This window comes from Erythrobacter sp., from assembly GCF_038133525.1.
Lineage (GTDB): Bacteria > Pseudomonadota > Alphaproteobacteria > Sphingomonadales > Sphingomonadaceae > Qipengyuania.
The window spans coordinates 23,279-48,345 of record NZ_JAYPTL010000006.1 but is presented as its reverse complement, the minus strand read 5'-3'; the positions used below and the strand labels follow the sequence as shown (position 1 = coordinate 48,345).

The window sequence follows — 25,067 nt, the reverse complement described above, 5'->3', positions numbered from 1 at the left end:
GCTTCCCTCATGGCCCGTTCGATGGATGCGCGTGAGCGCGTCCACCTCCCTGAACCTTGGCCACCTCGTGCGACTTTGCACGAGGTGGTTTTTTCTGAGAAACCTCACTCTGCCGCGTTCGGGAGCGTCCGTTCGCGCCCCATGAATGCGACTTCGTCCGCCAAGACTCTCATCAGGCCGGCAAGGAGCCGCACAACCGACTGGAACCGTGCGCTAGGCTCTTCAAGATTGGCGCAAAGGTAACTCGAACGACAGACCTCGATCTGCATTGCATGGATACCCCGGGCCGGCGACCCATGGCGATCGAGCACATAACCCCCTGAATACGGCCGATTGTGAGCAACCGCCTTCCCTCGATCGCCGAGATGCTGGAGCGCATTTGCGACCAGGTGATGATCGCACGACGCACCAAATCGGTCACCAATTACGAATTCGGCGGGAATCTCATCGGCAAACCGCTTGCGTAATGGCGGCATCGAATGGAGATCGATCAGCAGCGCCGCGCCCCAACGATCACGCAGTGCCTCCAGCACGGAGGAAAGATGCGTGTGATAGGGCCGATGCACAGTCGCCACGCGCTGTTCCAATTCGGCAACGGACACCGGGCCGCGCCAGACCTCTCCATGTCCAGGCACGCGACGCGGAATGATCCCCAGACCACTTCGGGCCCGACGATTGGACAGCGAGTGGCGCACCGATTTTGGGCGAGATCCCGAGATCATGCTCCAATCGATGTCGTCAGGGGCCCGATTCAGATCGATTACGGCCCGCGGGACGCGCGCCACCACCACTGCGGCACCGCATTGCTCCGCGACCGCCTCTGCCAGGAGGTCCACATAACGATCCTCGAGACGCAGGCGAGCCACATCAGGATCGCGCATTTCGGCGAGAACGGCAGCTTCGTAATGACGACCGCCGTGTGGGGCCGCGATCACGATCGGACTGGCACATTCGTCCAGTGCGGATGCGTGGAATGGCTGCGAACAGGGTTCTTGCGGCTCGAAAGCCTTGCTCCCATCGCGGCCAAGATCACGCTCATCCATTTACCAATCGTGGCGCGCCAACTTCGCGGTGTCAAAGGTACTTGTGCCAATGCGCGACGATGTTGCCTTAACCAAGGACTTGTTAAGCGAGACGTGCTAGAGGCCCAAACATGAGCCATTTCAATGCACCGCGGATACTTCTCGCCGAGGATGACGAGGCCATGCGCACCTATATCTCTAGGGCGCTCGAGAACGCCGGATATGCTGTCGATTCGGTTGATCGCGGTACAGCCGCAATCCCTCTCCTCGAACAGACGACCTACGACCTGCTGCTTTCGGATATCGTCATGCCGGAAATGGACGGGATCGAGCTCGCACAGCGGTGCAACGAGTTGCAACCGACCACCAAGGTCATGTTTATTACCGGTTTCGCCGCTGTGACGCTCAAGGCAAACCGCGAACAACCGCATGCCAAGGTTTTGTCCAAACCGTTCCATCTTCGCGATCTCGCGCTGGAAGTTGAACGCGTGCTGGAGGACAGGATTTCCGTCCGCCAGTAGAGTGCCGAAGAAGCTGAAAATGCCTCTTGCACCATGGGATTCGGACCGCTAGAGGGCCCGTCTGCCGAACAGGCTGCAATCGATAGTGTGGGCGTATAGCTCAGTGGTAGAGCACTGTGTTGACATCGCAGGGGTCCCAAGTTCGAACCTTGGTACGCCCACCATCGTTTCCCAGATCATCCATCGCTAGATCGGCTTTCCAATCCGCGATTGCGGCCGCAATCGATTGATTTCGGATCGAAATCAGCCTCACTTTACATGAGGCCATTCACCGGCGCGTTCAGGCACGATGACTTCATCCACTCAGACCAACTGGTACGCTACCGCACTCAATACGCATTGGTGTGGGTCAGGACGCGCACGGTCGACAGTAAAATCCTGAAATCATTCATCAGCGACCAACCACGGATATATTCGATATCTGCGCCCAGTCGCAGGGCCAGATCGTCCTCGGTTTCGATCGCTCCTCGATAGCCACGCACCTGCGCCAAACCAGTCAATCCAGGCTTCAGCGAATGGCGCTGCCAATATGCATCATCCACTTCCCAGAGAAACCTCCCCGCAGCACGCGATCCAAGCGCGTGGGGGCGTGGCCCGATCAGGCTCATCTCGGAGCGCAAGACATTGATCAACTGAGGGAGTTCATCGATCGAGGTCCGCCTTATGAACTTCCCGACCCTCGTCAGCCGCTCATCATTCCTCAAAGTTGAATACTCGCCGTCCTGATCGCTCCTGGCAGGGTCCATCGACCGAAACTTGAGCATCTCGAAGACACGATTGTATTGGCCCACCCTCCGCTGAACGAAGAGTACGGGCCCCCCGTCCTCAAGCTTGATCGCCACTGCGACGATGGCCATCAGGGGGCTCAAGAGGAGCAGGAGTAGCACCGACACCACGAGATCTATCGTTCGTTTGGTGAACTGCGATTCCAGGGTGAGAGGATGGTGGGAAACCACCTCAAACGACTGGTCACCATGCCATCCTGTGGGGCTCGACCCAGCATCGTCGCCAAGGTTCGAGACGATTTCGCCGCGAACACCGATGTGACGAAGAAGCTGGCTCCACGCACTTCGCTTCTCGGTTGGACAACTGACTACCACCCGGTCGATGCCAAGCATTTGCTGGCCCAGAAGGCCAAGAGCCGCGGGGTCGGCCCATGCTCCCTCTGCGTCGAAGTCACGCGCATGGAAAACGCGAACGCTCGGAATATCGAAAGATGGCCCACCATCCATTACAACGAGTGTCGACCAGCCAAGCGATCCGAACGGACCGGCTGTCGCCCTCCGCAACCTGCTCCCGGCTACAAAAATCGCCGCGAAGTAGCCGATTGCCGCCAGCAAGGCTGCTTCGACGGGAAAAGATACAAGATGACCCGCACGGAGGTAGAATATCGCGCATATCGATGCGCTTGCCACCATTACCGCGAGAAGCCGGGAGTTCAGGCCTGCGGGTTCAAAGGCACGGCGCCTGAAGATGAGCCGATCTAGCGCGACAAGCAGGGCATAGATTGGCGCTACGGTCGCGCTCATGATCACTGCATTGCTCGAAAACCATTGCCCTTCGATCACCCGGTTGACCACAATGCAGGTCACAGCCAGGACGGCCACATCCGCCAACAACAACCACGGCCATTGCAGTGCCCGCCGAAGCCGGTTGGTCGGGCGACCCGTCAGAGGACTGCTAGCGCGAAGATGCACAACTGACTTCCAGAGGAATTTGCGACCGAACCGGTTTGCTAGCCTTTGTCCGTCAAACCGGCGACTGAGGGTGGATTACTGCGCCTTGTCGGATTTTGCAAAATCCGTCTTCGAGCCACCCCATTCCCGACAAGCTGCTGGTCGCCTGAACCGCCCCGTCGCCCGGAACGTGACGATGCCTCTCCGTCGCCCCTCCCTTGCCCTCACGCTTCCCTCTGCTAAAGCGCCCGCAACCTCATTCGAACTGACAGGAAAACGATGGCCAAGATCAAGGTTGCCAATCCGATCGTCGAACTCGACGGCGACGAAATGACCCGCATTATCTGGCAGTGGATCCGCGAACGGCTGATCCTGCCCTATCTCGATGTTGATCTGAAGTACTACGACCTCTCGGTCGAGAAGCGCGACGAGACTGACGATCAGATTACCATCGATGCGGCCAATGCCATCAAGCAGTATGGCGTCGGCGTTAAGTGCGCCACCATCACCCCCGACGAAGCACGCGTCGAAGAGTTCAATCTCAAGAAGATGTGGAAGTCGCCCAACGGCACGATCCGCAACATCCTGGGTGGCGTGGTGTTCCGCGAACCGATCGTGATCGACAATGTGCCGCGCCTCGTGCCGGGCTGGACCGATCCGATCGTGGTCGGCCGTCACGCCTTCGGTGACCAGTATCGTGCCACCGACACGCTGATCCCCGGCCCCGGCAAGCTGCGGCTGGTTTTCGATGGCGAGGACGGCACCAAGATCGACCTCGACGTGTTCGATTTTCCGAGCTCGGGCGTCGCCATGGCGATGTACAATCTCGACGATTCGATCCGCGATTTCGCCCGCGCCAGCTTCAACTATGGTCTTGGCCTCGGTTGGCCCGTGTATCTTTCGACCAAGAACACGATCATGAAAGCCTATGATGGCCGCTTCAAGGACCTGTTCCAGGAGGTGTTCGACACCGAGGGCTTCGCGGAGAAGTTCAAGGCCGCCGGCATCACCTATGAGCACCGCCTGATCGATGACATGGTCGCCAGCGCGCTCAAGTGGTCGGGCAAGTTCGTCTGGGCCTGCAAGAACTACGACGGCGACGTGCAGTCGGACACCGTCGCGCAAGGCTTCGGCTCGCTCGGCCTGATGACCTCGGTGCTGATGACCCCCGACGGCAAGACGGTCGAGGCGGAAGCCGCGCACGGCACGGTTACCCGCCACTATCGCCAGCACCAGCAGGGCAAGGCAACGTCGACCAATCCGATCGCGTCGATCTTCGCCTGGACCCGCGGCCTGATGTATCGCGGCAAGTTCGACAACACGCCCGATGTCGTCCGCTTCGCCGAGACGCTCGAAAACGTCTGCATCAAGACCGTCGAAAGCGGCAAGATGACCAAGGACCTGGCGCTGCTCATCGGACCCGATCAGAGCTGGATGACCACCGAGCAGTTCTTCGAGGCTATCGTCGAGAACCTCGAGAAGGAAATGTCTAGCTGGGCGTAATTTCGACAGCGTCCGAAACAGATTGAAGAACCCGGGGTCGGCACCGCCGCTCCCGGGTTTTTCGTACCTATAGGTATCGCTCCTCAAGCCGGTCGCACGATACTGCAGGCAATATCCATCCAAGGTGGGTGACAGGCGATGGGGTGCTGACTAGACCAAGCTCATGGCCTCAGCCGATTTTGCTTCCCCCGCCCTGTCCGACGCGCTGGTGATCCTTGGCGCCGCCGGACTGGTCATCCCGGTTTTCACGCGCTTCCGCATCACGCCGGTCATCGGCTTCATCCTGATCGGGATCGCCGTGGGGCCATACGGGCTCGGCCGGCTCGTGTTCGAACATCCCTGGTTGGAATACATCACCATATCCGACCCCGACGCGCTCGACATCTTCGCCGAGTTCGGGATCATCCTGTTGCTGTTTTCGATCGGGCTTGAGCTGAGTTTCAACCGCCTGTGGCAGATGCGGAGGCTGGTTTTCGGGCTCGGTGCGCTCGAACTCATCGTCATCGGCAGCTGTGCGGCCATCGTCCTGACGATGATGGGCCAGTTCTGGACCGGAGCACTGGCGCTTGGCTTCGCCCTGGCTTTCTCTTCCACCGCCATCGTCTTGCCGATTTCCGGCACCAGTTCACCCGTCGGCCGGGCGGCACTATCGATGCTGCTGTTCGAAGACATCATGATCGTCCCGATCATCTTTATCCTCGGGGCCATGGCCCCCAATGCCGAGGCCGAAGGATGGGAGGGGATGCTCACCACGCTGTGGCAGGGTGCGCTGGTGATCGCGGCAATGATGGTCCTTGGACGAATTGCCCTTCCCCGCCTGTTCGGGCAGGCCGCCCGGACCAAGAGCCCGGAACTGTTCCTTGCCGCTTCGCTGCTGGTGGTGATCGGGTCCAGCCTGGCCACCGCCGCAGTCGGCCTCTCCCCCATCGTCGGGGCACTGATCGCCGGCCTGCTGATCGCCGAGACCGAGTATCACAGCGAAGTCGAATCGATCACCGAGCCGTTCAAGGGACTGGCTCTGGGTATCTTCCTGATCACCGTTGGCATGAGCATCGACCTGGCCACGATCTGGGAGAACCTCGGCTCACTGCTGACTGCAGTCGTGGTGATCCTCGTGTTCAAGGCGCTGGTTACGGGCGTCTTGCTGCGAGTGATGGGTGCACGGCGCAGCACGGCCGCAGAGACCGGAATTCTGATGGCCAGTCCCTCGGAGACGACGCTGATCGTGCTGGCCGCAGCCAGTTCGGCGCTACTGATCCAGCCAGGTACGGCGCAGTTCTGGCAAATCGTCACCGCCATCGGCCTGACTGTAACGCCATTACTCGCACGGCTCGGCCGGGTGATCGCACGCCGGGTCGAGCCCGCTCCGGAAATGCCGGAACCCGCGAGCGGCGAGGCACGGGTCATCATCGTCGGGGCGGGTCGCGTGGGCTTGCTCATCGCGCAAATGCTCGACGCCCATGGCAAGCCATATGTCGCGCTCGATTCCGACCCAGACCTGATCGAACAAGCCAAGCGGCAGGGTTTTCGGGCAACCTTTGGCGATGCATGGCGCGGCGATGCCATGTCGCGCCTTGGCGTCGACAGGGCCGCCGCAGTGGTCCTGACCATGGACGAACCGGTCCTGGTCCAGCGGCTGGTCGCGAAACTACGCAAGGAACACCCGGATCTGCTGATCGTCTGCCGTGCCCGCGACGTGACGCATGCCGCCGAGCTCTATCGCGCCGGCGCAAGCCATGCAGTCCCCGAAACGCTCGAGAGCTCGCTCCAGCTGTCGGAAGCCGTGCTCGTCGATATCGGCGTGGCAATGGGCCCGGTGATCGCCTCGATCCACGAGAAGCGCGACGAATTTCGCGCGCAGATCGAGCAGGAAGGCGCGCTCGACTACAAGCCGAAGCTGCGCACCAGCACGACCGAAGCGGGCTAGATCAGGCGGACACCTTTGCCAGCGCCGCCCTTACTGCGGCGATTGCGTCGGACGCCTTCGATCCGTCGGGTCCGCCGCCTTGGGCCATGTCCGGTCGACCGCCGCCACCCTTCCCGCCGAGAGCTTCCACACCCAGTCGGACGAGGTCCACGGCGCTGAAGCGTCCGGTCAGATCATCCGTCACGGCGACCGCGAAGGCGCCCTTGCCGTCGTTGACAGCGCAAACTGCGGCAACGCCCGAACCCATGCGCTTCTTCGCATCGTCGAGCAGCGGACGCAGTTCCTTGGGATCGAGCCCTTCGATCACCTGGCCGGAAAACGCCACGCCCCCAATGGCTTCATCAGCCGGTCCAGCCTCGCCGCCCCCGCCGCCCAGCGCCAGTGCGCGCTTTGCGTCGGCCAGTTCCTTCTCCAGACGCTTGCGCTCCTCGACGAGCGACGCGACCCGTGCCGGGGCCTCGTCGGGTGAGGTCTTGAGCGCATTGGCGATTGCGCGCACCGCTTCGTCGCGGGCGACCAGCCATTGGCGCGCGGCCTCACCGGTCAGTGCTTCGATCCGGCGGACGCCCGAGCTGACAGCGCTTTCGGAAACGATCTTGAACACGCCGATATCGCCAGTGGCGCGCACATGCGTGCCCCCGCAAAGCTCGACCGAATAGCTGCGACCTTCGCCGCCCTTGCGGCCCATGGAAAGCACGCGAACTTCGTCACCGTACTTCTCGCCGAACAGCGCCAGCGCCCCTGCAGCGACGGCATCGTCCGGCGTCATCAATCGTGTACCGACCGCTTCATTGGCGCGGATCTCTGCGTTCACTTCGGCTTCGACCGCGGCAATGTCTTCCTCGGTCAGCGGCTTGGGGTGCGAGAAGTCGAAGCGGAATCGATCATCCGCGACCAGCGATCCCTTTTGCGTCACATGACCGCCAAGGCGATTGCGCAGCGCCGCGTGAACCAGGTGCGTGGCGGAATGGTTGGCGCGGATACGATCGCGCCGGTCGGCATCGATCACCAAGTGAACGGCGTCGCCAACCTTGATCGACCCCTTGGACACGGTTCCCACATGGGCGTGCAATCGGCCGAGCGGCTTGTTGGTAGTCGTGACGGCGAACTCGAGACCTTCGGGCGTCCAGATACGACCCGCGTCGCCCGTCTGGCCCCCACTCTCGCCATAGAAGGGGGTCTGGTTAGTGAGGACGACCACCGCTTCGCCCTCGCTGGCGGACTGCACTTCCTTGCCGTCCTTGACGATGGCGACCACGGCAGCCTCACCCGTGGTCGAAGTGTAGCCGGTGAATTCGGTCGAGCCCTCACGCTCGGCGATGTCGAACCAGACTTCCTCGCTCGCGGCCTCGCCCGAACCCTTCCACGCGGCGCGAGCGGCAGCTTTCTGCTGCGCCATGGCGGCGTCGAATCCCGCCTTGTCGACCCCGATGCCCCGGTTGCGCAGCGCATCTTCGGTGAGGTCGTAGGGGAAGCCATAGGTATCGTAGAGCTTGAATGCGGTTTCACCGGGCAGTGTACCGCCCTCGCCCATGTCCCCAGTTGCCTCGTCGAGCAGCTTAAGGCCCTTGTCGAGCGTGCGGCGGAACTGCGTTTCCTCGCGTTCCAGCACTTCCTGGATAAGCGCCTGGCCGCGAACCAGTTCGGGATAGGCCTGGCCCATCTCGGTAACCAGCGCGGGAACCAGCCGATGCATCAATGGCTGCGATGCGCCCAGCAGGTGCGCGTGGCGCATTGCGCGGCGCATGATGCGTCGCAGGACGTAGCCGCGCCCCTCATTGCTGGGCAGCACGCCGTCGGCCAGCAGGAAGCTGGTCGAACGCAGGTGGTCCGCAATCACGCGATGGCTCGCCCGCTGATCGCCCTCGGCCCTGACCCCCGTCAGGCTCTCACTGGCGCCGATCAGCGCCTTGAACGTGTCGGTATCGTAATTGTCGTGAACGCCCTGCATTACCGCGGCAATGCGTTCGATCCCCATGCCGGTATCGATGCTAGGCTTGGGCAGGTCGGCAACGATCTCGTCCGCTGCCTGCTCATACTGCATGAATACGAGGTTCCAGATCTCGACAAAGCGGTCACCATCTTCCTCGGGCGATCCCGGAGGGCCGCCCCAGATGTGGTCGCCGTGATCGTAGAAGATCTCGGAGCACGGACCGCACGGACCATCCGAACCCATGGCCCAGAAATTGTCCTTGGTCGGAATGCGGATGATCTTTTCGTCAGCGAAGCCGGTCAGCTTCTTCCACAGGTCGAAAGCCTCATCATCGGTGTGATAGACGGTGACGGTCAGCCGCGCGGGGTCGAGACCCCATTCCTTCGTCAGCAGCGTCCAGGCGTGATGAATCGCCTGTTCCTTGAAATAATCGCCGAAGGAGAAATTCCCCAGCATCTCGAAGAAGGTGTGGTGCCGCGCAGTGTAGCCGACATTATCGAGATCGTTGTGCTTGCCCCCGGCGCGAACGCATTTCTGCGAGCTGGTTGCGCGCGGTGCCGGCGGAGTTTCAAGCCCCGTGAAGGCGTTCTTGAACGGGACCATGCCCGCGTTGACGAACATCAGCGTCGGATCGCTGAACGGCACCAGCGGCGCGCTCGCAATCTCGGCGTGCCCATTGGACGCGAAATAGTCGAGGAAACTGCGGCGAATGTCGTTGGTCGAGGTCATGGAGGCGCAGTTAGGCAATCGCCGCGCAGGCGACAAGCACGAAAGGTCGGTCAAACAGTTCGCAGGAAGCGATCAGGCGGGCGCCCGGGCCGTCACGATCCAGGCTGCGGAGGGCAAAGCCACGATCCCATCGGCATGATGACGCTCGATGACCCCGCGCAACCGATCGATCGTTTGCTCCCTTTCAGAACCTTCAAGCATGGCAACAGCCCGCGCGGCGGGTCCGATGCGGAGGAAGTAGGAGAGGCCATCCTCGACTGCCTGATCTCCAGCCCCGCCGACCATCGGATAATCGAATGCCTCGAAACCTATGTCGCGCCAGCCAGCGGCATCGAGGATGCCTTCGACCCGATCCCGGTTTCCAAACGCAAAAGGACCCGGTGCATTCGGATCACCCGCAGGAGCGGCGCCAGACGGCAGCGCCGTGGCGAGTTCACGGACCCAACCGTTCTCTCCGACAGCGCGGAAGCAGGAGAACACCAATCGCGCCGCGGGAGCCGCCTGAGAAGCAATATGGCTGAACGCACCGATGGGGTCATCGAAGAACATCACCCCGTGGCGCGAAACCAGCAAGTCGGGCGCCTCGCCCTTTGGCGAGCTCCATCGGGCGGCATCCGCCAGTTCGATCCGGACGTTGGCAAGGCCATTGCAGCGCTCGCGCGCGACCGCCACAAGATCTTCGCTGATGTCCACGCCCGTCACCCGCGCCTCAGGACGGGCCTGTCCGAGCCGCAGGGTCAGTTCCCCCGCACCACAACCGATGTCGAGCGCTCGCGCGAAGTTGCAGCTATCGGCAATGTCGAACAGCCTTTGAGTCAGGGGAGCGAAACTGCGGTCGGTCCGTTCCCATTCATAGGCCCAGCTTTTGCCGACCCTACCGATCCAGTCCGCTGCGTCGGTCATCGCCTACACCTCGTAATAATCGCGATACCAAGCGACAAAGCGCTGCACGCCCTGCCGAATATCGGTTTGCGGAACATAGCCGGTCAGCGAGCGCAGCAGTTCGGCGTCGGCCCAGGTCGCGGGTACGTCGCCCGGCTGCATCGGCATGAGATTGCGCTGCGCCGTTACTCCCAGCGCATCCTCGACCGCCGCAATCATGTCGCCAAGCTGCACAGGTTGCGAATTGCCGATGTTGACCACCCGCCACGGTGCGACTGGTGAGAGGCTGTCACCTTCCGCTATCGCTTCGGCACTATCGGGTCGCATTGGCGGCGCATCGACCAGGCGGCGGATCGCTTCCACCAGATCATCGATATAGGTGAAGTCGCGCATCATCTCGCCGTGATTGTACACGTCGATCGGTTCGCCACTCAGCATCGCACGCGTAAACTTGAACAGTGCCATGTCGGGCCGCCCCCAAGGGCCATAGACGGTGAAGAAGCGGAACATCGTCACCGGAAGGTCGAACAGATGGGCATATGAATGCGCCATCGCCTCGGTCGCCTTCTTGGTCGCGGCGTAGAAGGACATCTGGTGATCCGCCTTCATCGTTTCGCGATAGGGCATCTCGGTATTCGCGCCGTAGGCGGAGGATGTCGAGGCAAGCAGCATGTGCTGCGGCGGATGTGCACGTGCAGCCTCGAGCAATTCGAATGTGCCAACGAGGTTGCTCTCGAGGTAGCTGCGCGGATTATCGATCGAGTAGCGCACACCCGCCTGGGCCGCGAGATGGATCACTACATCCGGCTTGGCGTTCGCGAAGAGATCCGCAAGCAGTCCGGCTGTCTCGATCGGTTCGTTGACCGCACGGAAACCGGCGCTCTGCAACAGCCCTGCCTGACGGCGCAGCTTCAACTGCGGATCGTAGTAATCGGTGAGCGAATCGACGCCGATAACCGTGAAGCCGTCAGCCAGCAGGCGACGGCAAGTAAAATAGCCGATGAAGCCCGCCGCTCCGGTGACAAGCGCTGTCCGCGTTTCCGCCATTAGTCGGCCCCGAACAGGTCGCGGGTGAAGACCTTTTCTGCCACGTCCGCGAGATCGGCGTCGAGGCGGTTGGCGACGATCACATCGGCTTCCGCCTTGAAGGTCGGAAGGTCACGGATCACCCGACTACCGAAGAACTCGTCCTCTTCCATCACCGGTTCGTAGACGATGACCTCGATACCCTTCGCCTTGACCCGCTTCATAATCCCCTGGATCGACGACTGGCGGAAATTGTCCGAACCCGCCTTCATCACCAGGCGGAATATCCCGACCTTTCGCGGTTGCATCGAAATTATCTGGTCCGCAAGGTAATCCTTGCGGGTCCGGTTGGCGTCGACAATCGCACGGATCAGGTTCTGCGGCACCTCGGAATAATTGGCGAGCAGCTGCTTGGTGTCTTTCGGCAGGCAGTAGCCGCCATATCCGAACGATGGATTGTTGTAGTGCGAGCCGATCCGCGGATCGAGACCGACCCCTTCGATGATCTGGCGCGTGTCGAGCCCGCGTGAGAGCGCGTAGCTGTCGAGCTCGTTGAAGAAAGCGACCCGCATGGCGAGATAGGTATTGGCGAAGAGCTTGATCGCCTCGGCCTCGTCCGCGTCGGTCAGCAGTACCGGCACCTCCTCCTCTAGCACTGGCTGTAGCAACAGGTCTGCAAAAAGACGGGCGCGTTCCGAGCGCTCGCCCACGATGATGCGTGATGGATGCAAATTGTCGTAGAGCGCCCTGCCTTCGCGCAGGAACTCAGGGCTGAACAGGATGCGGTCGCTCGCGAAACGATTACGGGCCTGGGTGACGTAGCCGACCGGTACCGTCGACTTGATCACGATTATCGTCACATCGTTTGCAGCGAGGACTTGCCCAATCACGCTATCGACGGCCGACGTATCGAAGAAATTGCTCTCGACATCATAATTGGTCGGGACCGCGACGATGGCGAAATCGGCATCCTTGATCGCAGCAGCAAAGTCGGTGGTGAAGGTCAGGTCCAGATCGTCGCGGAGCAGGTACTCCTCCACCAGGTCGTCCTTGATGGGGGACTCCTTGTTGGCGAGTAAATCGACCCGCGGCTGCGAGACGTCACAGCCAACCACCGTGTTGTGCTGCGACAGCATGATAGCGTTGGAGAGGCCGACATAGCCCAGGCCGAAAACTGCAATCTTCATCGAAACTTCCGTGTTGTTTGCGCACGACCAACCGGGCCAGGGCGCGGCCTTGTGTCGACCTGCCCCACCCAAATGCAAGCTCGGCCTACCAGACGAAGTAGGGTCCGCCACGCTCGCGGGCTCTCTGCCACGCCGGGCGTGCGTGAATCGCTTCAACGAAGGCAACAGTCTTGGGACAGCGACCTGCGAAACCCTGCATCACAGCGATCTCGGCGGGAAAACTCATTAGCACATCGGCGGCAGTCCAGCTGTCGCCAACGAAGTGGCCGCTGTCATTCAGGCCATCCTCCATGAAGGCGACATGTGCGGCGAACTGTTCGTCGATCCGCGGCGCAATGGGTGCTGCCGCTTCACCGAGGCGTGCCGTCATGAGCTTGAGCATAACGGGCACAAAGAAACTGCTCTCACCGAACTGCATCCACTCGAGGTGACGAACGTGGTCTTCACTGTCGGTGGCGGGGAGCCAATCTGCGCCTCCATGGCGTTCGCATAGGTACTGAATGATGGCCCCGCTTTCGGCGACGCGCAGGCCCGCATCCTCGATCAGGGGCGACTTGCCCAGTGGGTGAGGGCCCTTGAGGTCTGCCGGTGCCAGGTTTGTCTCCGCATCCCGCTGGTAGTGGACGATCTCGTAGTCAGCGCCGAGTTCCTCGAGCTGCCACAGGATGCGCTGCGATCGGCTGTTGTTGAGGTGGTGCACGGTGATCGTCATGGGTTCTCTCCTGCGCCCGGATTGCTTGCCGGACGATTCGGGAAAGAGACTTAGGCGAGCGGCGCGGCCGCGGCCAGCGCCAGCACAAACGGAAAAGCCGGTGCGTTCCATCAGGAGCGCACCGGCTTTCCGTTCGTTCGGGAGCGCCGGGGGAAAGTTCCGGCCATGTCGCCGCCCGGGGGGTGGTCAGCGCGCTCCCGCTTGAGGGGAATCAGTCCTCGTCCGCGTCCGGACCGGTCATCATCTCCTCGGCCACCTCGTCGGTGCGGCCGCGGATTGCGGCTTCCAACTTGGCGCACATCTCTGGATTTTCCTTGAGGAAGGTCTTGGCGTTCTCGCGTCCCTGGCCAATCCGAACGCTGTCATAGCTGAACCAGCTACCCGACTTCTCGACCACGCCGACCTTTACGCCAAGGTCGAGGATCTCGCCGATCTTCGAAATGCCTTCACCATACATGATGTCGAATTCGACCTGCTTGAACGGCGGGGCGACCTTGTTCTTGACCACTTTCACGCGGGTAGTGTTGCCGATGATGTCGTCACGATCCTTGATCTGTCCGGTACGGCGAATGTCGAGGCGCACCGAAGCATAGAATTTGAGCGCATTACCGCCGGTGGTGGTTTCCGGATTGCCGTACATCACGCCGATCTTCATGCGCAGCTGGTTGATGAAGATCACCATGCATTTGCTGCGGTTGATCGAGCCGGTCAGCTTGCGCAGCGACTGCGACATCAGGCGCGCCTGCAGGCCGACATGGCTGTCGCCCATCTCGCCTTCGATCTCGGCGCGGGGAACCAGCGCGGCGACCGAGTCGACCACCAGCACGTCGATCGCGTTCGAGCGGACCAGCGTGTCGGTGATTTCCAAAGCCTGTTCGCCGGTGTCGGGCTGCGAGACGATCAGTTCGTCAATGTCGACACCCAGCTTCTTGGCATAGACGGGATCGAGCGCATGTTCGGCATCGACGAAGGCGGCCGTTCCACCATTCTTCTGCGCTTCGGCGATCACATGCAGCGCCAGGGTGGTCTTGCCCGAACTTTCAGGGCCATAAACCTCGATCACGCGGCCCTTGGGAAGACCGCCCACGCCCAGCGCGATATCGAGCCCGAGCGAACCGGTCGAAATCGTTTCGACCTGCATCGTTTCCTTCTGGCCCAGCTTCATCGCCGAGCCCTTGCCGAATGCACGGTCGATCTGCGCGAGCGCGGCGTCGAGCGCCTTCTGACGGTCTGCGTCCACTTGTTTTCCTTCTACGAGCTTCAGACTGGCCGCCATGGCACCACCTCCTGCACTTGCAAAGAGCCCCCTTTGACTCTTCAACTGGAGATGTGTGTATCGGCTTTGTTCTACAAGAACAAGAGTGGAACGAAAATTTTTTCCCGTTTTGTTCCAGTCGTTACCTTTCGACGAATGCAGGATCTCCCTCAACCGCGCTGTTCGGCGAGTACCTCTGCCACCTTGGCGTTGATCTGCTGGACGCTGAACGGCTTCGGGATGAAATGCATGTTGTCGATGTCGATCTCGTTGCGAAGCTGTTCCTCGGCATAGCCGGACATGAAGAGGATGGGCAGCCTGGGCTTCACCTTGCGGATAGCCCTGACCATGGCCGGGCCGTCCATCGCAGGCATCACCACGTCCGAAACAATCAGGTCGAACTCGGTCTTGCCATTGGCGATTGCGGCGAGACCCTCTTCGCCGTCGCAGGCCGTTGTTACGGTATAGCCGGCGCGAACCAATGCCCGTTCGGCCACCGCGCGGACCGTATCCTCGTCTTCGACCAGCAGCAGCTTGCCACCTGCCGACCAGTCGCTCGCCTTCTGCTCTTCGGGCTCCTCCTGCCGCACCGCGATGGGCATCTCGCCCTTGTGCACGGGCAGGTAGACGGTGAACCGCGCACCCGACGGCGCCCCGTCCGGGCCGCGGACGTTGTCGGCGAAGATGAAGCCATTCGATTGCTTGACGATGCCATAGACCGTCGACAGCCCCAGCCCGGTCCCCTTGCCCTGCTCCTTGGTCGTGAAGAAGGGTTCGAAGATCTTATTGAGGTTCTCTTCGGGAATGCCGCCGCCGGTATCCTGGATGATCAGCACAGTATAGTCATCAGCAGGCATGATATCGATGCCCATCTTGCGCACGTCGCGCGCCGAAACACGGCGCGTCGCGAGCATTAATCGGCCCTTCCAGTCCTGCTTCCCAGTCTTCGCCGCATGCGCCTGCATCGCATCGCGCGCATTCACAGCGAGGTTTATGATGACCTGTTCGAGCTGTTGCGGGTCGGCGCGAACCGGGCCCAGCTCGCGATCGTGGCGGACTGAAAACTCGATCTTGTCGCCCATCAGCCGCTTGAGCAGCTGGCTGACCTCGCTGACGACATCGGGCAATTGCAGCACGACAGGACGAAGCGTCTGCTGGCGACTGAAAGCGAGCAGCTGGCGCGTCAGCGACGCCGCGCGGTTCGAGTTCGCCTTGATCTGCTGGATGTCGTCGTAATCGCTGTCGCCCGGCGTATGGCGCAGCAGCATGAGGTCGCAATAGCCGATGATTGCGGTCAGCACATTGTTGAAGTCATGCGCGACACCGCCGGCGAGCTGGCCGACAGCCTGCATCTTGGTGGCCTGCGCAACCTGTCGACGCAGGCGCTTTTCCTCGGTCGAATCCGATATGGACAGCAGGACTGCTGCATCGCCGAGCCCGCGCACTCCGGCGAGCCCGATCGAAACCGGCTCTTCCTTGTCGCCAGCCAGGCGCACCGCCATGTCGCCGCTGGAAGTTGCCCCCTTGGCAAAGCGCCGAACCGTGTCAGCCATCGCCGCCTTGTCTTCGCGGACCACGAGGTCCGAGGGAAACTGCGGCAGGCCATGCCCTTCGCGCTCCACCGCGCGCAGGAAGGCCTTGTTGGCAAACAGGAAGCGCCCGTCCCGATCGGTCAGTGCAAGGCCAAGCGGGAGTGCGGACAGCAATGCTTCGAGCTGTGGTATCGCCGCCTTGCCGCTGTTGTCGCGCCCGCCCCCGATGCCAACTGTGCTGTCGATCAGCATCATCAGCGAAGGCGCCTCGTCGGCATCCTTGGTTCGCGGCACACCCGTCTGATCGAGCGGCACATGGATCAGCGTCTGGGGCGACCCATGCTGGCCTTCGCGGGCAAAGAAGATCCGATCGCGATCATCGGTTCGCAGCAATTGCACGAATTCCATCCCGGCAAGCGAGTTCTCGCGGCTGCCGGTCGCGCGTTCCGAAAGGCCCGGACTGCCTGCCTGGACGATCCCATCGGGCGCCACGAGCGCCAGCTCGATTCCCGCCCTGGAAGTCACCTCGCCAAGCGAGCCCGCAATACGCTCTGCCAAGCCGTCGTAGCTGCGTTGCTGGACGATTTCGGAAAAACGCCAGACGAGGTAATCCTCGCCCCGCCCCGCCCGATCGACCGTCAGGCTGAAGTTGCGGTCTCCCTGTTCGGTCGAAACCATCCCGATGTCGGCAGCACCGTCGCGCCATGCCTCGCGGGCAGCTGCAATCATTTGGTCGCGCGATGCCGCATCGAACGGTAGCTCCATGGGTCCGCGCGCGCCATCGAACCATTCTTCGTAGCTGCTGTTGGCGCAGGCCAGCCGATTGGCGCGATCGGTAATGGCGATCGCGCGGCGCCGGTTCTCGATCGCCGCAGCGGTCACCGTCCAGTCCGGCTGGGCCAGTTCGACGAATTCAGGCAACGCACGCAATCGCGCCATCAGCAATAACGTCAGCAGTATCGCGAGTAGCGCCCCACCATAGGCCATGGCCGCCACGGAATCGCGCCCGACCAGCCAGATAAGGCCAACCGATGCAACGCAGGCAAAGGCTATCCCAAGGATCAGCGGCAGCGGCGGCAGGCGCCCGACCGGATTATCCTCATGCCCGCTCATTCCGTCTCCCCGGCGAGACGCGCATCGAGGCGCCGTTCCATCGCCTTGAGCCGCCTGCGCCGTTTCGCCGCGACCAGAAAACGCCAGACAAAGCCGGAAAGCAAGTAGCCAAGGGCCGCGCCGAGGATCGCCAGGACGATGAATCCGAATACTGTCACCAGCAGCGTGATCCCAACGCCTTCGAACATGCCGACGAACCACGCCCAGCGGCCGCTTGCGATCTCATCATGCGCCGCACCGCCAGTCATTCCCATGTCGACCTTCAGGATAAGGGCGCCGACACGGTTCGCCACATAAGCCCAGAATGGCAAGGTAAAGGGGTTGGTGATAAAGGTCACCAGTGCCGCCAGGGGCACGTTTGCGCGCGCCGGCAGGGCCATGAAGGCAGCCAGGAAGATCTGCCCCACAGGGATAATGAATCCGGCAAACACGCCGAGCGCCACGCCCCGGGGGACCGAGCGCCGCGTAAAGCGCCACAATTCCGGAGTCAGGAAGCGATGCGCAATCGGCCGTAGATAGCGATTCTCGGCCATTTCCTCGCGCGTGGGCATGCGCACGCGGAACCAGTCCGAGAGGAAGGTCTTTGATTTGCGCTTGCTCATTGCCACGCCCTTGAGATGCGCTGCCTCACTGGCGAGTGCAAGGGGCGCGCGATACGGATGTGCGACGAATTCACCATGATTTTCGACCGGATCAGCGCCGCTTGTCAGCCGCGCTCGCGCATCAGGCGCGCCTTGTCGCGCTGCCAGTCGCGATCCTTGATCGTCTGCCGCTTGTCCTGCGCCTGCTTGCCCTTGGCCAGTCCCAGCTCGACCTTGGCCCTTCCGGTCGCGTTGAAATAGATCGACAGGGGGATCAACGTCATGCCCTTGCGCTCAACCGCACCGAACAGCTTGTCGATTTCACGCTCGTGCAGCAGCAGTTTGCGCGGGCGGCGCGGTTCGTGATTCAGGCGGTTGCCGTGCGAATATTCGGGAATATTGGCATTGATCAGCCAAACCTCACCATCGCGTACTTCTGCATAGCTTTCGGCGATACTCGCCTCGCCAGCGCGCAGGGCTTTAACCTCGGTCCCCTGTAGGGCGAGTCCCGCCTCGAACTTGTCTTCGATGAAGTAATCGTACCGCGCGCGCCGGTTCTCGGCGACGGTCTTCTGTTTGTCGAAAGTGGCGGGTTTCGGGCGGGCCATCGTGGCGGCCATGTAGGTGAGCTTGTCGCGAAGGGAAAGGCCACAGTTATTCCACTTGCCATGGAGATCGTCCGGGCCAACTGTGCAGCTTGCGGAGGGAAGAAGCATGCTCAAGGCACCGGTTGGCAGGAGAACAATAATCAAGGCGTTGGCCACAGGTCCGTGGCTGGCAGGCAAAGGCGCCTTCGCGGCTTCGATCGGCGAGCCCATGACGGTCTTCGAGGCAAGGCGGATCGTGACCATGGAGCGTTCGTTCCCACACGCACGCTTCATGGCCGTAGCGGATGGAACCGTTCTGGCCGTTGCCAATCGCATGGAAGACCTTGCAGCGTGGACAAGCGGTCGCGAGGTACGACACGACCGTCGCTTTGCCGATAAGATCCTCTTTCCTGGCCTGATCGACCCGCACATTCATCCCATGCAAAGTGCGGTAATGCTTGGCATGCCCTTCCTCGCACCTGACGAATGGCACCTGCCGTCGGGTCATTGGGACAGCCTGCTCAGCCAGGACGCCTATCGCGCACGTCTCGCGCGGCTGGTCGCCGAAAGCCCGGCCGACCCGCTGATCTGTTGGGGGCATCATGAACTGTTCCATGGGCCACTCGATCGAACGATCCTCGATACGATCGCACCCGATCGGGCACTGCTGGTCTGGCAGCGCAGTTTCCATGAGATATTCGCCAACACCGCCGCCCTGGCTTGGATGGGTCTCGACACTCCCGAAGCATTTGCCGCCGCCATGGCAGCCGGTGGAGCTGACCCGGCACAGAGCAGCTTCGAACTGGGGATGTTCTCGGAAACCGGCCTTGGCGTAGCACTGGCGAAGCTTCGTCCAGTGCTTCTGTCCCAGGATAAATTGGCCTCGGGCTTTGCGGGGCTAAAGCAGGTAATGGCCGAGCGTGGGGTTACGACCACGTCGGATATGGCAACAGGAATCTTTGCGCCCTTCGCGACAGAGGCTGGCCTGATCGCAAGAGCTTTTGGGGCGGTCGACGCCAGGGCGCGTGTGATGCTCATGCCGATCGCCGCGGCGCTGGGCAGCGTGGAAGATCTCGACGCCTGGATGAACGACGCGGCCAAGTTCGTTAGCGCAAACGTCCGCCTCGACCGCCGCGTAAAGCTGTTCGCCGATGGTGCCTTCTTCGCCCAGAATATGCGCATGGGAACACCCGGATACAGCGATGGCCATATCGGAAAATGGCTGACCGAACCGGGCGAGTTGCACCACCAGCTGGAACGTTTCTGGAAGGCGGGTTTCTCCCTGCATATCCACGTCAACGGTGATGAGGGCGCGGACGTCGTGCTCGATGGCATTGCGGCCCTTGCCGCGCGTGGCGACCAGACGATTACCCTGGAGCACCTCGGTTATTGCACGGAGGCACAGGTTCGCCGGATCGCGCGATTGGGTCTGATGGTTTCGGCCCAGCCGAACTACATTCGTGTACTGGGAGACGCATACGCACGCCACGGCTTCGGGCCTGATCGGGCTGCGCTGATGAACCGCCTCGGCTCACTGGAACGCGAGAATGTGCCGCTCGGCCTGCACTCCGATTTCAACATGGCGCCGATCGATCCCTTTTACCTCGCCTGGATCGCACAGACCCGCATGGGGCTGGACGGCAAGGCACGTGGGCTCGATGAACGGCTGGGCCGCGAAAAGGCTTTGCGCGCCATCACAATCGAAGCGGCGCAGGTGATCGGCATGGATGACATGATCGGCTCATTGGCGGCGGGGAAGAAAGCTGATTTCATCGCTCTGGACGCTGATCCGTTCGAGGTCGAAGTCGGAATGCTGAAGGAAATGCCGATCGCCGCGACGGTGTTTGAAGGCATGGCGATCTAGGGAGCTGCCATGGACAAACATCAACCCCATGCTGAACCCTTCGCGATCCATGAGAGCTCGATCGCACCGGGCACAACATGCGATGTCGCAATCCCCGTCAGCCAACAGGTCGGGGGATTCTCCGCCGAACTTTCGCTCCGCATCCTTCACGGAAGCGAGCCGGGGCCCGCCGTTTTCGTTTCGGGAGCGGTGCATGGGGACGAGATCGTCGGCACGGCGATCATCCAGCAGCTGGCGCAGCGGGTGGACCCGCAAAAACTCGCCGGGACGGTGATCCTCGCACCGGCGGTGAATATCTTCGGCTTCCTTGCCCACACCCGCTACCTGCCCGATCGTCGCGATCTCAATCGCAGCTTCCCCGGCAGCAAGAAGGGCTCATTGGCCGCCCAGCTCGCCAATTGTTTCCTCGAGAACGTCATCGAACGATGCTCGCTCGGCATCGATATCCACTCGGCGGCGGTTCATCGCTACAACCTGCCGCAGGTCCGCATCGCTTCTGGCAGTCCCTATCTGGTCGAGCTGGCGATGGCCTTCGGGGCGCCGGTCATCATCGAGAGCCCCTTGCGTGACGGCTCGATGCGCGAACTTGCGGCCGAACGCGACACGCCGATCCTGCTGCTGGAGGCTGGCGAGGCATTGCGCTTCGATCGCCTGTCGATCGATATCGGGGTCAGCGGCGTTACCCGCGTGCTCGCGCATATCGGGATGATCGAGGCGGACGATGGCCTGACCAGCGTCGGTATTCCCGCGCGCGCCAATAAGTCGAGCTGGGTGCGCGCCCCGCGCGGCGGGGTGACCCAGCGTCACCGCAAGTCGGGCGACGTGGTTCACAAAGGGGACCTGCTCGGTACGGTCGGCGGACTCTTCGGCGAAGACCTCATGCCGATGGTCAGCCCGATCGACGGGATCGTGATCGGCCACGCAACCCTACCGGTGGTGAACCAGGGTGACGCGCTGTTTCACATCGCCGACGTTGCCAACCTCGAACACGCGGGCGACAGAATCGGCACGATCACCGAAGCGATCCTCGCCAGCCAGCCCAAGGGCCCCGCCCAGCCGCTGCTCGACGAGGATGAGGTTATCTAGAGCAGGCCCGCGCTCGCCAGCGCATCGTCCACGGCATTGCGGGCCTTGTCCGAGCATTTGACCAGCGGCAGGCGCACCTCGTCGGTCATCCAGTCATGCACCCGGCTCAGCGCATATTTGACCGGCGCCGGGCTGGCGTCGGAGAACATCGCGTAGTGCAGCGGGAACAACCGGTCGTTGAGCTGGCGCGCCAGCTTGAGGTCGTTGGCGGCGATCGCTTCGTGGAATTCGGCGCACAGCGCCGGGGCGACATTCGCGGTAACCGAGATGCAGCCGCGCCCGCCCGCCGCGGCATGCGGCAACCACAGCTCGTCATTGCCCGAAAGCTGGCAGAAGTCGCGGCCGATGCCCATGCGATGGTCGGCGACGCGCGAAAGGTCACCGCTGGCATCCTTGATCGCCAGGATCCTGTCAGGATACTTGCGCACCAGCGCCACCACGGTTTCGTCCTCGATGTCGGTCACCGTGCGCGCAGGAACATTGTAAAGAACGATGGGCAGGTCGCTGTTTTCGGCCAGGAAACTGAAATGCGCGATCAGGCCAGCCTGGCTGGGCCGATTATAATAAGGTGCGACGCACAGGCCCGCGGCCGCCCCTGCCTTCTTAGAAAAGGTCATGTGCAAGAGCGCGTTGCGCGTATCGTTCGATCCGCAACCGGCAATCACCGGTACCCGTCCGGCAGCCTGTTCGATACAAATCTCGATCACGCGATGGTGCTCGGCATTGGATAGGGTCGAGGCTTCGCCTGTGGTCCCGCAAGCGACCAGCGCGGAGCTGCCGTTGTCGATCTGCCAGTCGATCAGGCGCCGAAAAGCGGCCTCGTCAATCGATCCGTCGCGAAAAGGAGTCACCAGAGCCGGAATCGAGCCTGAGAACATTTGCACATTGCCTCAAGTTGGTTGCATGAAGTTCCGCGTGAATTCGCGGATCGAAAACACTCATTCATCACCTGATAAGGAGCCGGGGGGCAATATGTCCATCATGGGCAAGAGGACAGCATTTTCTTTCGCACTCGCCCTCGGCGGAACATTCCTCGGGGCATCCCCTGTGCTCGCACAGGACGGCGCATCATGGGACAAGGCCCGGAACGACCTGGTGGCGCAGGCACCCGGACCAATGGCCCAGGCGATATCGCGTTGGGAATACCTCACTTCCCGCGACGGACTGCCCTTCTCCGACTACGCCGGCTTCATTGTCACCTATCCTGGCTTCCCCAAGCAAGTGCTGCTGCAGTCGCGGGCGGAAGACGCCTTGGACAGCGACGCCGCCTCTCCCGAATCGCTGGTCTCGTTCTTCGATCGCTATCCCCCAATCTCGAACGCCGCCCGTGCACGCTACGCGCTGGCACTAGCTACCTTGCAGCGGCCCGAAGCCTTCGCGGTAGCGCGGCAGGCCTGGCGCGGCGGCAGGATGAGTGGCCCGGCCGAAGCCTATATGCAGGGCCTGTTCGGGGCGCGGCTCACCGCCGATGACCACGCTGCGCGGATGGATGCGCTGCTCTGGCAAGGCGACAAGGAAGCCGCCGCCCGTCAGGTGGTCAATCTTGGCACCAGCGAGCGCGCAACGGCCATGGCGCGGCTCGCCCTGCTGCAGGGCAGCACACCCCAGCAGGCCGGCCTCGAAGTTCCCGCCAATGCCCAGGGCGACGCGGGTTATGTCTATAACCTCGCCCGCTATTACCGCACCAGCGGTCAGCTGCCGCTCGCGGTGAACGCGCTCGCCAACCGTGCGCCTTTCGCCAAGCCGGCATTCGATCCCGAGGATTTCATCGGCGAGGCGCTGCGCATCGCCAAATCGGCAGGTTCCGATCCGGCCGCCCGCATCGCATCGCGGGTGGACGATCTCTTCGTTCCCGGTGCCGACGTCAGCAAGATGGCCTATCGCCTGCGCGACGATTACACCACGCTGATGTGGCTCGGCGGGACGAGCGCATTGTGGAACCTGGGTGACGGCAACCGCGCCGCCCCGCTGTTCTATCGCTATGGCGCAGCGGCACAAACTCCGCAGACGCGATCCAAGGGCTTCTACTGGGCCGGCTATGCCAGCAAGCGCGCCGGCAATGCCGCCGAGGCCAGCCGCTACTTCGAGATGGCGGCGCAGTACCCCGAGCGTTTCTACGGTCAGCTGGCCCTGCGCGAATTGGGCCGTTCGTTCCCGCAGCTCGCCAATGCGGCCCTCGTCAACCCCACCACGGACCAGCGCGCAGCCTTCAACCGCCAGCCGCTGACCGCTGCCGTTCGCGAGGTGGCGCGCGACGCCCCGTGGCGGACCGGCATCCAGTTCTACAAGGCAATCGCGGAGCAGGCAGAGACCCCCGAGGAACACGCGCTGGTGGCGGAGCTGGCGCGCGAAATCGGACGCCGCGACCTCGCCGTGATCCTTTCCGATGCGGCAGGCGCCGATGGTCACCACGAATTCGTGGTCCAGGGCTTCCCAACCATGCCCGTTCCCCCGGGATCTAACTGGACCATGGTCCATGCGATCACCCGCCAGGAAAGCCAGTTCGCGCAGAACGCGATCAGCCACGCCGGTGCGCGCGGGCTGATGCAACTGATGCCCGGCACGGCGCGCGAGCAGGCCGGGAAGCTCGGCGTCAATTACATGTCGGCCGATCTGATCGATTCACCCAGCTACAATATCCAGCTTGGCAACGGCTACTTCGCCCGCATGATGGACTATTACCGCGGATCGTATCCGCTGGCGGTCGCGGCCTATAATGCCGGTCCGGGCAATGTGAACAAATGGCTTGTCGCCAATGGCGACCCCCGCAACGGCGGTGTCGGCTGGATCGAATGGATCGAGCGTATCCCGATCTATGAGACCAAGAACTACGTCCAGCGCGTGATCGAGAACGCAGCGGTCTATGAACAGCTCAATCCCGACAAGGTCGCCTATGGCGGGCCCAAGCTGGTGAGTGACTTCCTGCGCTGATGTCGGCTAACGGCGGTACCATGACCGCACCGAGCAATCCGATCTCCCCGGCAGGCTATGCCGCGCTCAAGACGCGCTACGACCATTTGCTCGGCACAGAGCGTCCTGCGATCGTCGAGATTGTCAGCTGGGCGGCGGGTAATGGCGACCGTAGCGAGAACGGCGATTACCTCTATGGGCGCAAGCGCATGCGCGAAATCGACCGCGAGCTGGCACATCTGGCGCGCAGGATGAAGTCTGCCCGGGTGATCGATCCGAGCGAACAACCGGACAAGTCGCGCGCCTTTTTCGGGGCAACCGTCACGCTGGCGGATGAAGACGACAATGAGATGGTGGTCACCCTGGTCGGCGATGACGAGCAGGATGCGAGCGCAGGCCGGATCGGTTGGTCGAGCCCGCTGGCGAAAGCAGTCAGGGGAGCCACAATCGGGGATTTGCGCAGCGTAAGGCTTCCCGGCGGCAGCAAGGAATGGGAGGTTATCGCCATCGACTATGCGTAGGTGTTTCGCCCTTCTGGTTCTCACCCTGGCCGCTCCATTGTCGGCGAAGGACGATCTGGGCGTGTTCTCCGATTGGGGCGCCTTTCGCGATCCATCTGTGCCGCGCTGCTATGCGATCGCCGTTCCTGAAGCGAGCAAGCTGAGCCGCGACTTCGACCCGTTTGCCACCATCGCAACATGGCCGCGCCGCAATCTGCGCGGTCAGGTCCATTTCCGCCTCTCACGTCAATTGGCGAACAATGCCGCGATCACGCTGCAGGTCGGAAGCCGCAGTTTCCGCCTCACCGGCGGGGGCGGCGACGCCTGGGCCCGAGATCGCACCATGGATGCTGCCATCGTCGCGGCCATGCGTTCTGCATCGCGCATGACAATTCGGGCCAGCGATAGACGCGGGCGACGGTTCTCGAACACCTATTCGCTAAGTGGGGCCGCTACCGCAATGGACGCAGCCACGCTCGCTTGCGCGAGGCGCTAGCCAAAGCGGACCCACGCGACTATAT

20 protein-coding genes and 1 tRNA gene are annotated in these 25,067 nt (G+C 62.2%); 9 read left to right on the top strand and 12 right to left on the bottom strand.

The window, feature by feature from the left end; translation table 11 throughout:
* Window positions 1-104 precede the first annotated feature (104 nt).
* Complete coding sequence (locus AAFM29_RS02770; RefSeq protein ID WP_341711302.1) at window positions 105-1,043, bottom strand: N-formylglutamate amidohydrolase; 939 nt, start codon at window positions 1,041-1,043, stop codon at window positions 105-107.
* 110 nt (window positions 1,044-1,153) lie between these two features.
* Between AAFM29_RS02770 and cpdR the strand changes: the two genes are divergently transcribed.
* The gene (cpdR, locus tag AAFM29_RS02765) at window positions 1,154-1,543 is read left to right on the top strand and encodes a cell cycle two-component system response regulator CpdR (RefSeq protein WP_341711301.1); all 390 of its coding nucleotides are present in this window, start codon (window positions 1,154-1,156) and stop codon (window positions 1,541-1,543) included.
* Between the two features lie 89 nt (window positions 1,544-1,632).
* Window positions 1,633-1,707: transfer RNA gene (locus AAFM29_RS02760), tRNA-Val, on the top strand.
* 165 nt (window positions 1,708-1,872) lie between these two features.
* Here the strand turns inward: AAFM29_RS02760 and AAFM29_RS02755 are convergent.
* Window positions 1,873-2,661, bottom strand: coding sequence for a sugar transferase (locus tag AAFM29_RS02755; protein WP_341711300.1), 789 nt, complete (start codon window positions 2,659-2,661; stop codon window positions 1,873-1,875).
* A gap of 837 nt (window positions 2,662-3,498) precedes the next feature.
* Between AAFM29_RS02755 and AAFM29_RS02750 the strand changes: the two genes are divergently transcribed.
* Together AAFM29_RS02750 and AAFM29_RS02745 are read left to right on the top strand one after the other, a co-directional pair.
* Window positions 3,499-4,722, top strand: coding sequence for an NADP-dependent isocitrate dehydrogenase (locus AAFM29_RS02750; RefSeq protein WP_341711299.1), 1,224 nt, complete (start codon window positions 3,499-3,501; stop codon window positions 4,720-4,722).
* Between the two features lie 163 nt (window positions 4,723-4,885).
* A complete protein-coding gene (locus AAFM29_RS02745; protein WP_341711298.1) occupies window positions 4,886-6,649 on the top strand; it encodes a cation:proton antiporter in 1,764 nt (587 codons plus the stop codon).
* Between the two features lies 1 nt (window position 6,650).
* On the opposite strand, the gene alaS is transcribed toward AAFM29_RS02745, so the two are convergent.
* The 9 genes from alaS to smpB all read right to left on the bottom strand — a co-directional run bounded on the left by alaS (window position 6,651) and on the right by smpB (window position 18,207).
* Window positions 6,651-9,311 (bottom strand): alanine--tRNA ligase, encoded by a 2,661-nt coding sequence (gene alaS, locus AAFM29_RS02740; RefSeq protein WP_341711297.1) that lies wholly within the window; start codon window positions 9,309-9,311, stop codon window positions 6,651-6,653.
* Window positions 9,312-9,383: 72 nt separating this feature from the next.
* A complete protein-coding gene (locus AAFM29_RS02735) occupies window positions 9,384-10,214 on the bottom strand; it encodes a methyltransferase domain-containing protein (RefSeq protein ID WP_341711296.1) in 831 nt (276 codons plus the stop codon).
* Window positions 10,215-10,217: 3 nt separating this feature from the next.
* Window positions 10,218-11,240, bottom strand: a complete 1,023-nt coding sequence (locus AAFM29_RS02730; RefSeq protein WP_341711295.1) for an NAD-dependent epimerase/dehydratase family protein — start codon at window positions 11,238-11,240, stop codon at window positions 10,218-10,220.
* Window positions 11,240-12,406 carry a nucleotide sugar dehydrogenase gene (locus AAFM29_RS02725; RefSeq protein WP_341711294.1) on the bottom strand — a complete coding sequence of 389 codons (1,167 nt, stop codon included), beginning with the start codon at window positions 12,404-12,406 and terminating at the stop codon, window positions 11,240-11,242. Before AAFM29_RS02725 ends, AAFM29_RS02730 begins: the two co-directional genes overlap by 1 nt.
* Before the next feature lie 85 nt (window positions 12,407-12,491).
* Window positions 12,492-13,118 carry a glutathione S-transferase gene (locus AAFM29_RS02720; RefSeq protein ID WP_341711293.1) on the bottom strand — a complete coding sequence of 209 codons (627 nt, stop codon included), beginning with the start codon at window positions 13,116-13,118 and terminating at the stop codon, window positions 12,492-12,494.
* A gap of 211 nt (window positions 13,119-13,329) precedes the next feature.
* Window positions 13,330-14,394 carry a recombinase RecA gene (gene recA / locus AAFM29_RS02715; protein WP_341711292.1) on the bottom strand — a complete coding sequence of 355 codons (1,065 nt, stop codon included), beginning with the start codon at window positions 14,392-14,394 and terminating at the stop codon, window positions 13,330-13,332.
* Window positions 14,395-14,543: 149 nt separating this feature from the next.
* Entirely contained in the window at window positions 14,544-17,018 is a 2,475-nt protein-coding gene (locus tag AAFM29_RS02710; protein ID WP_341711291.1) for a response regulator, read from the bottom strand.
* Window positions 17,015-17,620 carry a DUF2062 domain-containing protein gene (locus AAFM29_RS02705; protein ID WP_341711290.1) on the bottom strand — a complete coding sequence of 202 codons (606 nt, stop codon included), beginning with the start codon at window positions 17,618-17,620 and terminating at the stop codon, window positions 17,015-17,017. The genes AAFM29_RS02710 and AAFM29_RS02705 overlap by 4 nt, the downstream gene beginning before the upstream one ends.
* A gap of 104 nt (window positions 17,621-17,724) precedes the next feature.
* Entirely contained in the window at window positions 17,725-18,207 is a 483-nt protein-coding gene (gene smpB / locus AAFM29_RS02700) for an SsrA-binding protein SmpB (protein WP_341711340.1), read from the bottom strand.
* A gap of 106 nt (window positions 18,208-18,313) precedes the next feature.
* Between smpB and AAFM29_RS02695 the strand changes: the two genes are divergently transcribed.
* Together AAFM29_RS02695 and AAFM29_RS02690 are read left to right on the top strand one after the other, a co-directional pair.
* Window positions 18,314-20,050 carry an amidohydrolase family protein gene (locus AAFM29_RS02695; RefSeq protein ID WP_341711289.1) on the top strand — a complete coding sequence of 579 codons (1,737 nt, stop codon included), beginning with the start codon at window positions 18,314-18,316 and terminating at the stop codon, window positions 20,048-20,050.
* A 9-nt stretch (window positions 20,051-20,059) separates the two neighbouring features.
* On the top strand, window positions 20,060-21,136 hold the full coding sequence (locus tag AAFM29_RS02690) for a succinylglutamate desuccinylase/aspartoacylase family protein (protein ID WP_341711288.1): 1,077 nt from the start codon (window positions 20,060-20,062) through the stop codon (window positions 21,134-21,136).
* Here AAFM29_RS02690 and dapA read toward each other — a convergent pair.
* On the bottom strand, window positions 21,133-22,014 hold the full coding sequence (gene dapA, locus AAFM29_RS02685; RefSeq protein ID WP_341711287.1) for a 4-hydroxy-tetrahydrodipicolinate synthase: 882 nt from the start codon (window positions 22,012-22,014) through the stop codon (window positions 21,133-21,135). The genes AAFM29_RS02690 and dapA overlap by 4 nt on opposite strands.
* A gap of 169 nt (window positions 22,015-22,183) precedes the next feature.
* Here dapA and AAFM29_RS02680 point away from each other — a divergent pair, with 169 nt between their 5' ends.
* From AAFM29_RS02680 to AAFM29_RS02670, 3 genes are read left to right on the top strand one after another with little or no spacing between them, the layout of a single operon-like run.
* The gene (locus tag AAFM29_RS02680) at window positions 22,184-24,067 is read left to right on the top strand and encodes a lytic transglycosylase domain-containing protein (RefSeq protein ID WP_341711286.1); all 1,884 of its coding nucleotides are present in this window, start codon (window positions 22,184-22,186) and stop codon (window positions 24,065-24,067) included.
* Window positions 24,068-24,087: 20 nt separating this feature from the next.
* Window positions 24,088-24,567: a GreA/GreB family elongation factor gene (locus AAFM29_RS02675; RefSeq protein ID WP_341711339.1), complete on the top strand. Its 480-nt coding sequence runs from the start codon at window positions 24,088-24,090 to the stop codon at window positions 24,565-24,567.
* On the top strand, window positions 24,560-25,042 hold the full coding sequence (locus AAFM29_RS02670; RefSeq protein WP_341711285.1) for an invasion associated locus B family protein: 483 nt from the start codon (window positions 24,560-24,562) through the stop codon (window positions 25,040-25,042). Before AAFM29_RS02675 ends, AAFM29_RS02670 begins: the two co-directional genes overlap by 8 nt.
* Window positions 25,043-25,067 lie beyond the last annotated feature (25 nt).

Coding starts and splice junctions, on each gene's coding strand:
- AAFM29_RS02745 (WP_341711298.1), top strand. CDS start 4,886: ATGGCCTCAGCCGATTTTGCTTCCCCCGCCCTGTCCGACGCGCTGGTG.
- AAFM29_RS02730 (WP_341711295.1), bottom strand. CDS start 11,240: ATGGCGGAAACGCGGACAGCGCTTGTCACCGGAGCGGCGGGCTTCATC.
- AAFM29_RS02735 (WP_341711296.1), bottom strand. CDS start 10,214: ATGACCGACGCAGCGGACTGGATCGGTAGGGTCGGCAAAAGCTGGGCC.
- AAFM29_RS02770 (WP_341711302.1), bottom strand. CDS start 1,043: ATGGATGAGCGTGATCTTGGCCGCGATGGGAGCAAGGCTTTCGAGCCG.
- recA (WP_341711292.1), bottom strand. CDS start 14,394: ATGGCGGCCAGTCTGAAGCTCGTAGAAGGAAAACAAGTGGACGCAGAC.
- AAFM29_RS02750 (WP_341711299.1), top strand. CDS start 3,499: ATGGCCAAGATCAAGGTTGCCAATCCGATCGTCGAACTCGACGGCGAC.
- AAFM29_RS02725 (WP_341711294.1), bottom strand. CDS start 12,406: ATGAAGATTGCAGTTTTCGGCCTGGGCTATGTCGGCCTCTCCAACGCT.
- AAFM29_RS02695 (WP_341711289.1), top strand. CDS start 18,314: ATGCTCAAGGCACCGGTTGGCAGGAGAACAATAATCAAGGCGTTGGCC.
- dapA (WP_341711287.1), bottom strand. CDS start 22,014: ATGTTCTCAGGCTCGATTCCGGCTCTGGTGACTCCTTTTCGCGACGGA.
- AAFM29_RS02710 (WP_341711291.1), bottom strand. CDS start 17,018: ATGAGCGGGCATGAGGATAATCCGGTCGGGCGCCTGCCGCCGCTGCCG.
- AAFM29_RS02720 (WP_341711293.1), bottom strand. CDS start 13,118: ATGACGATCACCGTGCACCACCTCAACAACAGCCGATCGCAGCGCATC.
- AAFM29_RS02705 (WP_341711290.1), bottom strand. CDS start 17,620: ATGAGCAAGCGCAAATCAAAGACCTTCCTCTCGGACTGGTTCCGCGTG.
- AAFM29_RS02675 (WP_341711339.1), top strand. CDS start 24,088: ATGACCGCACCGAGCAATCCGATCTCCCCGGCAGGCTATGCCGCGCTC.
- cpdR (WP_341711301.1), top strand. CDS start 1,154: ATGAGCCATTTCAATGCACCGCGGATACTTCTCGCCGAGGATGACGAG.
- AAFM29_RS02670 (WP_341711285.1), top strand. CDS start 24,560: ATGCGTAGGTGTTTCGCCCTTCTGGTTCTCACCCTGGCCGCTCCATTG.
- AAFM29_RS02755 (WP_341711300.1), bottom strand. CDS start 2,661: ATGCTTGGCATCGACCGGGTGGTAGTCAGTTGTCCAACCGAGAAGCGA.
- alaS (WP_341711297.1), bottom strand. CDS start 9,311: ATGACCTCGACCAACGACATTCGCCGCAGTTTCCTCGACTATTTCGCG.
- smpB (WP_341711340.1), bottom strand. CDS start 18,207: ATGGCCCGCCCGAAACCCGCCACTTTCGACAAACAGAAGACCGTCGCC.
- AAFM29_RS02690 (WP_341711288.1), top strand. CDS start 20,060: ATGGACAAACATCAACCCCATGCTGAACCCTTCGCGATCCATGAGAGC.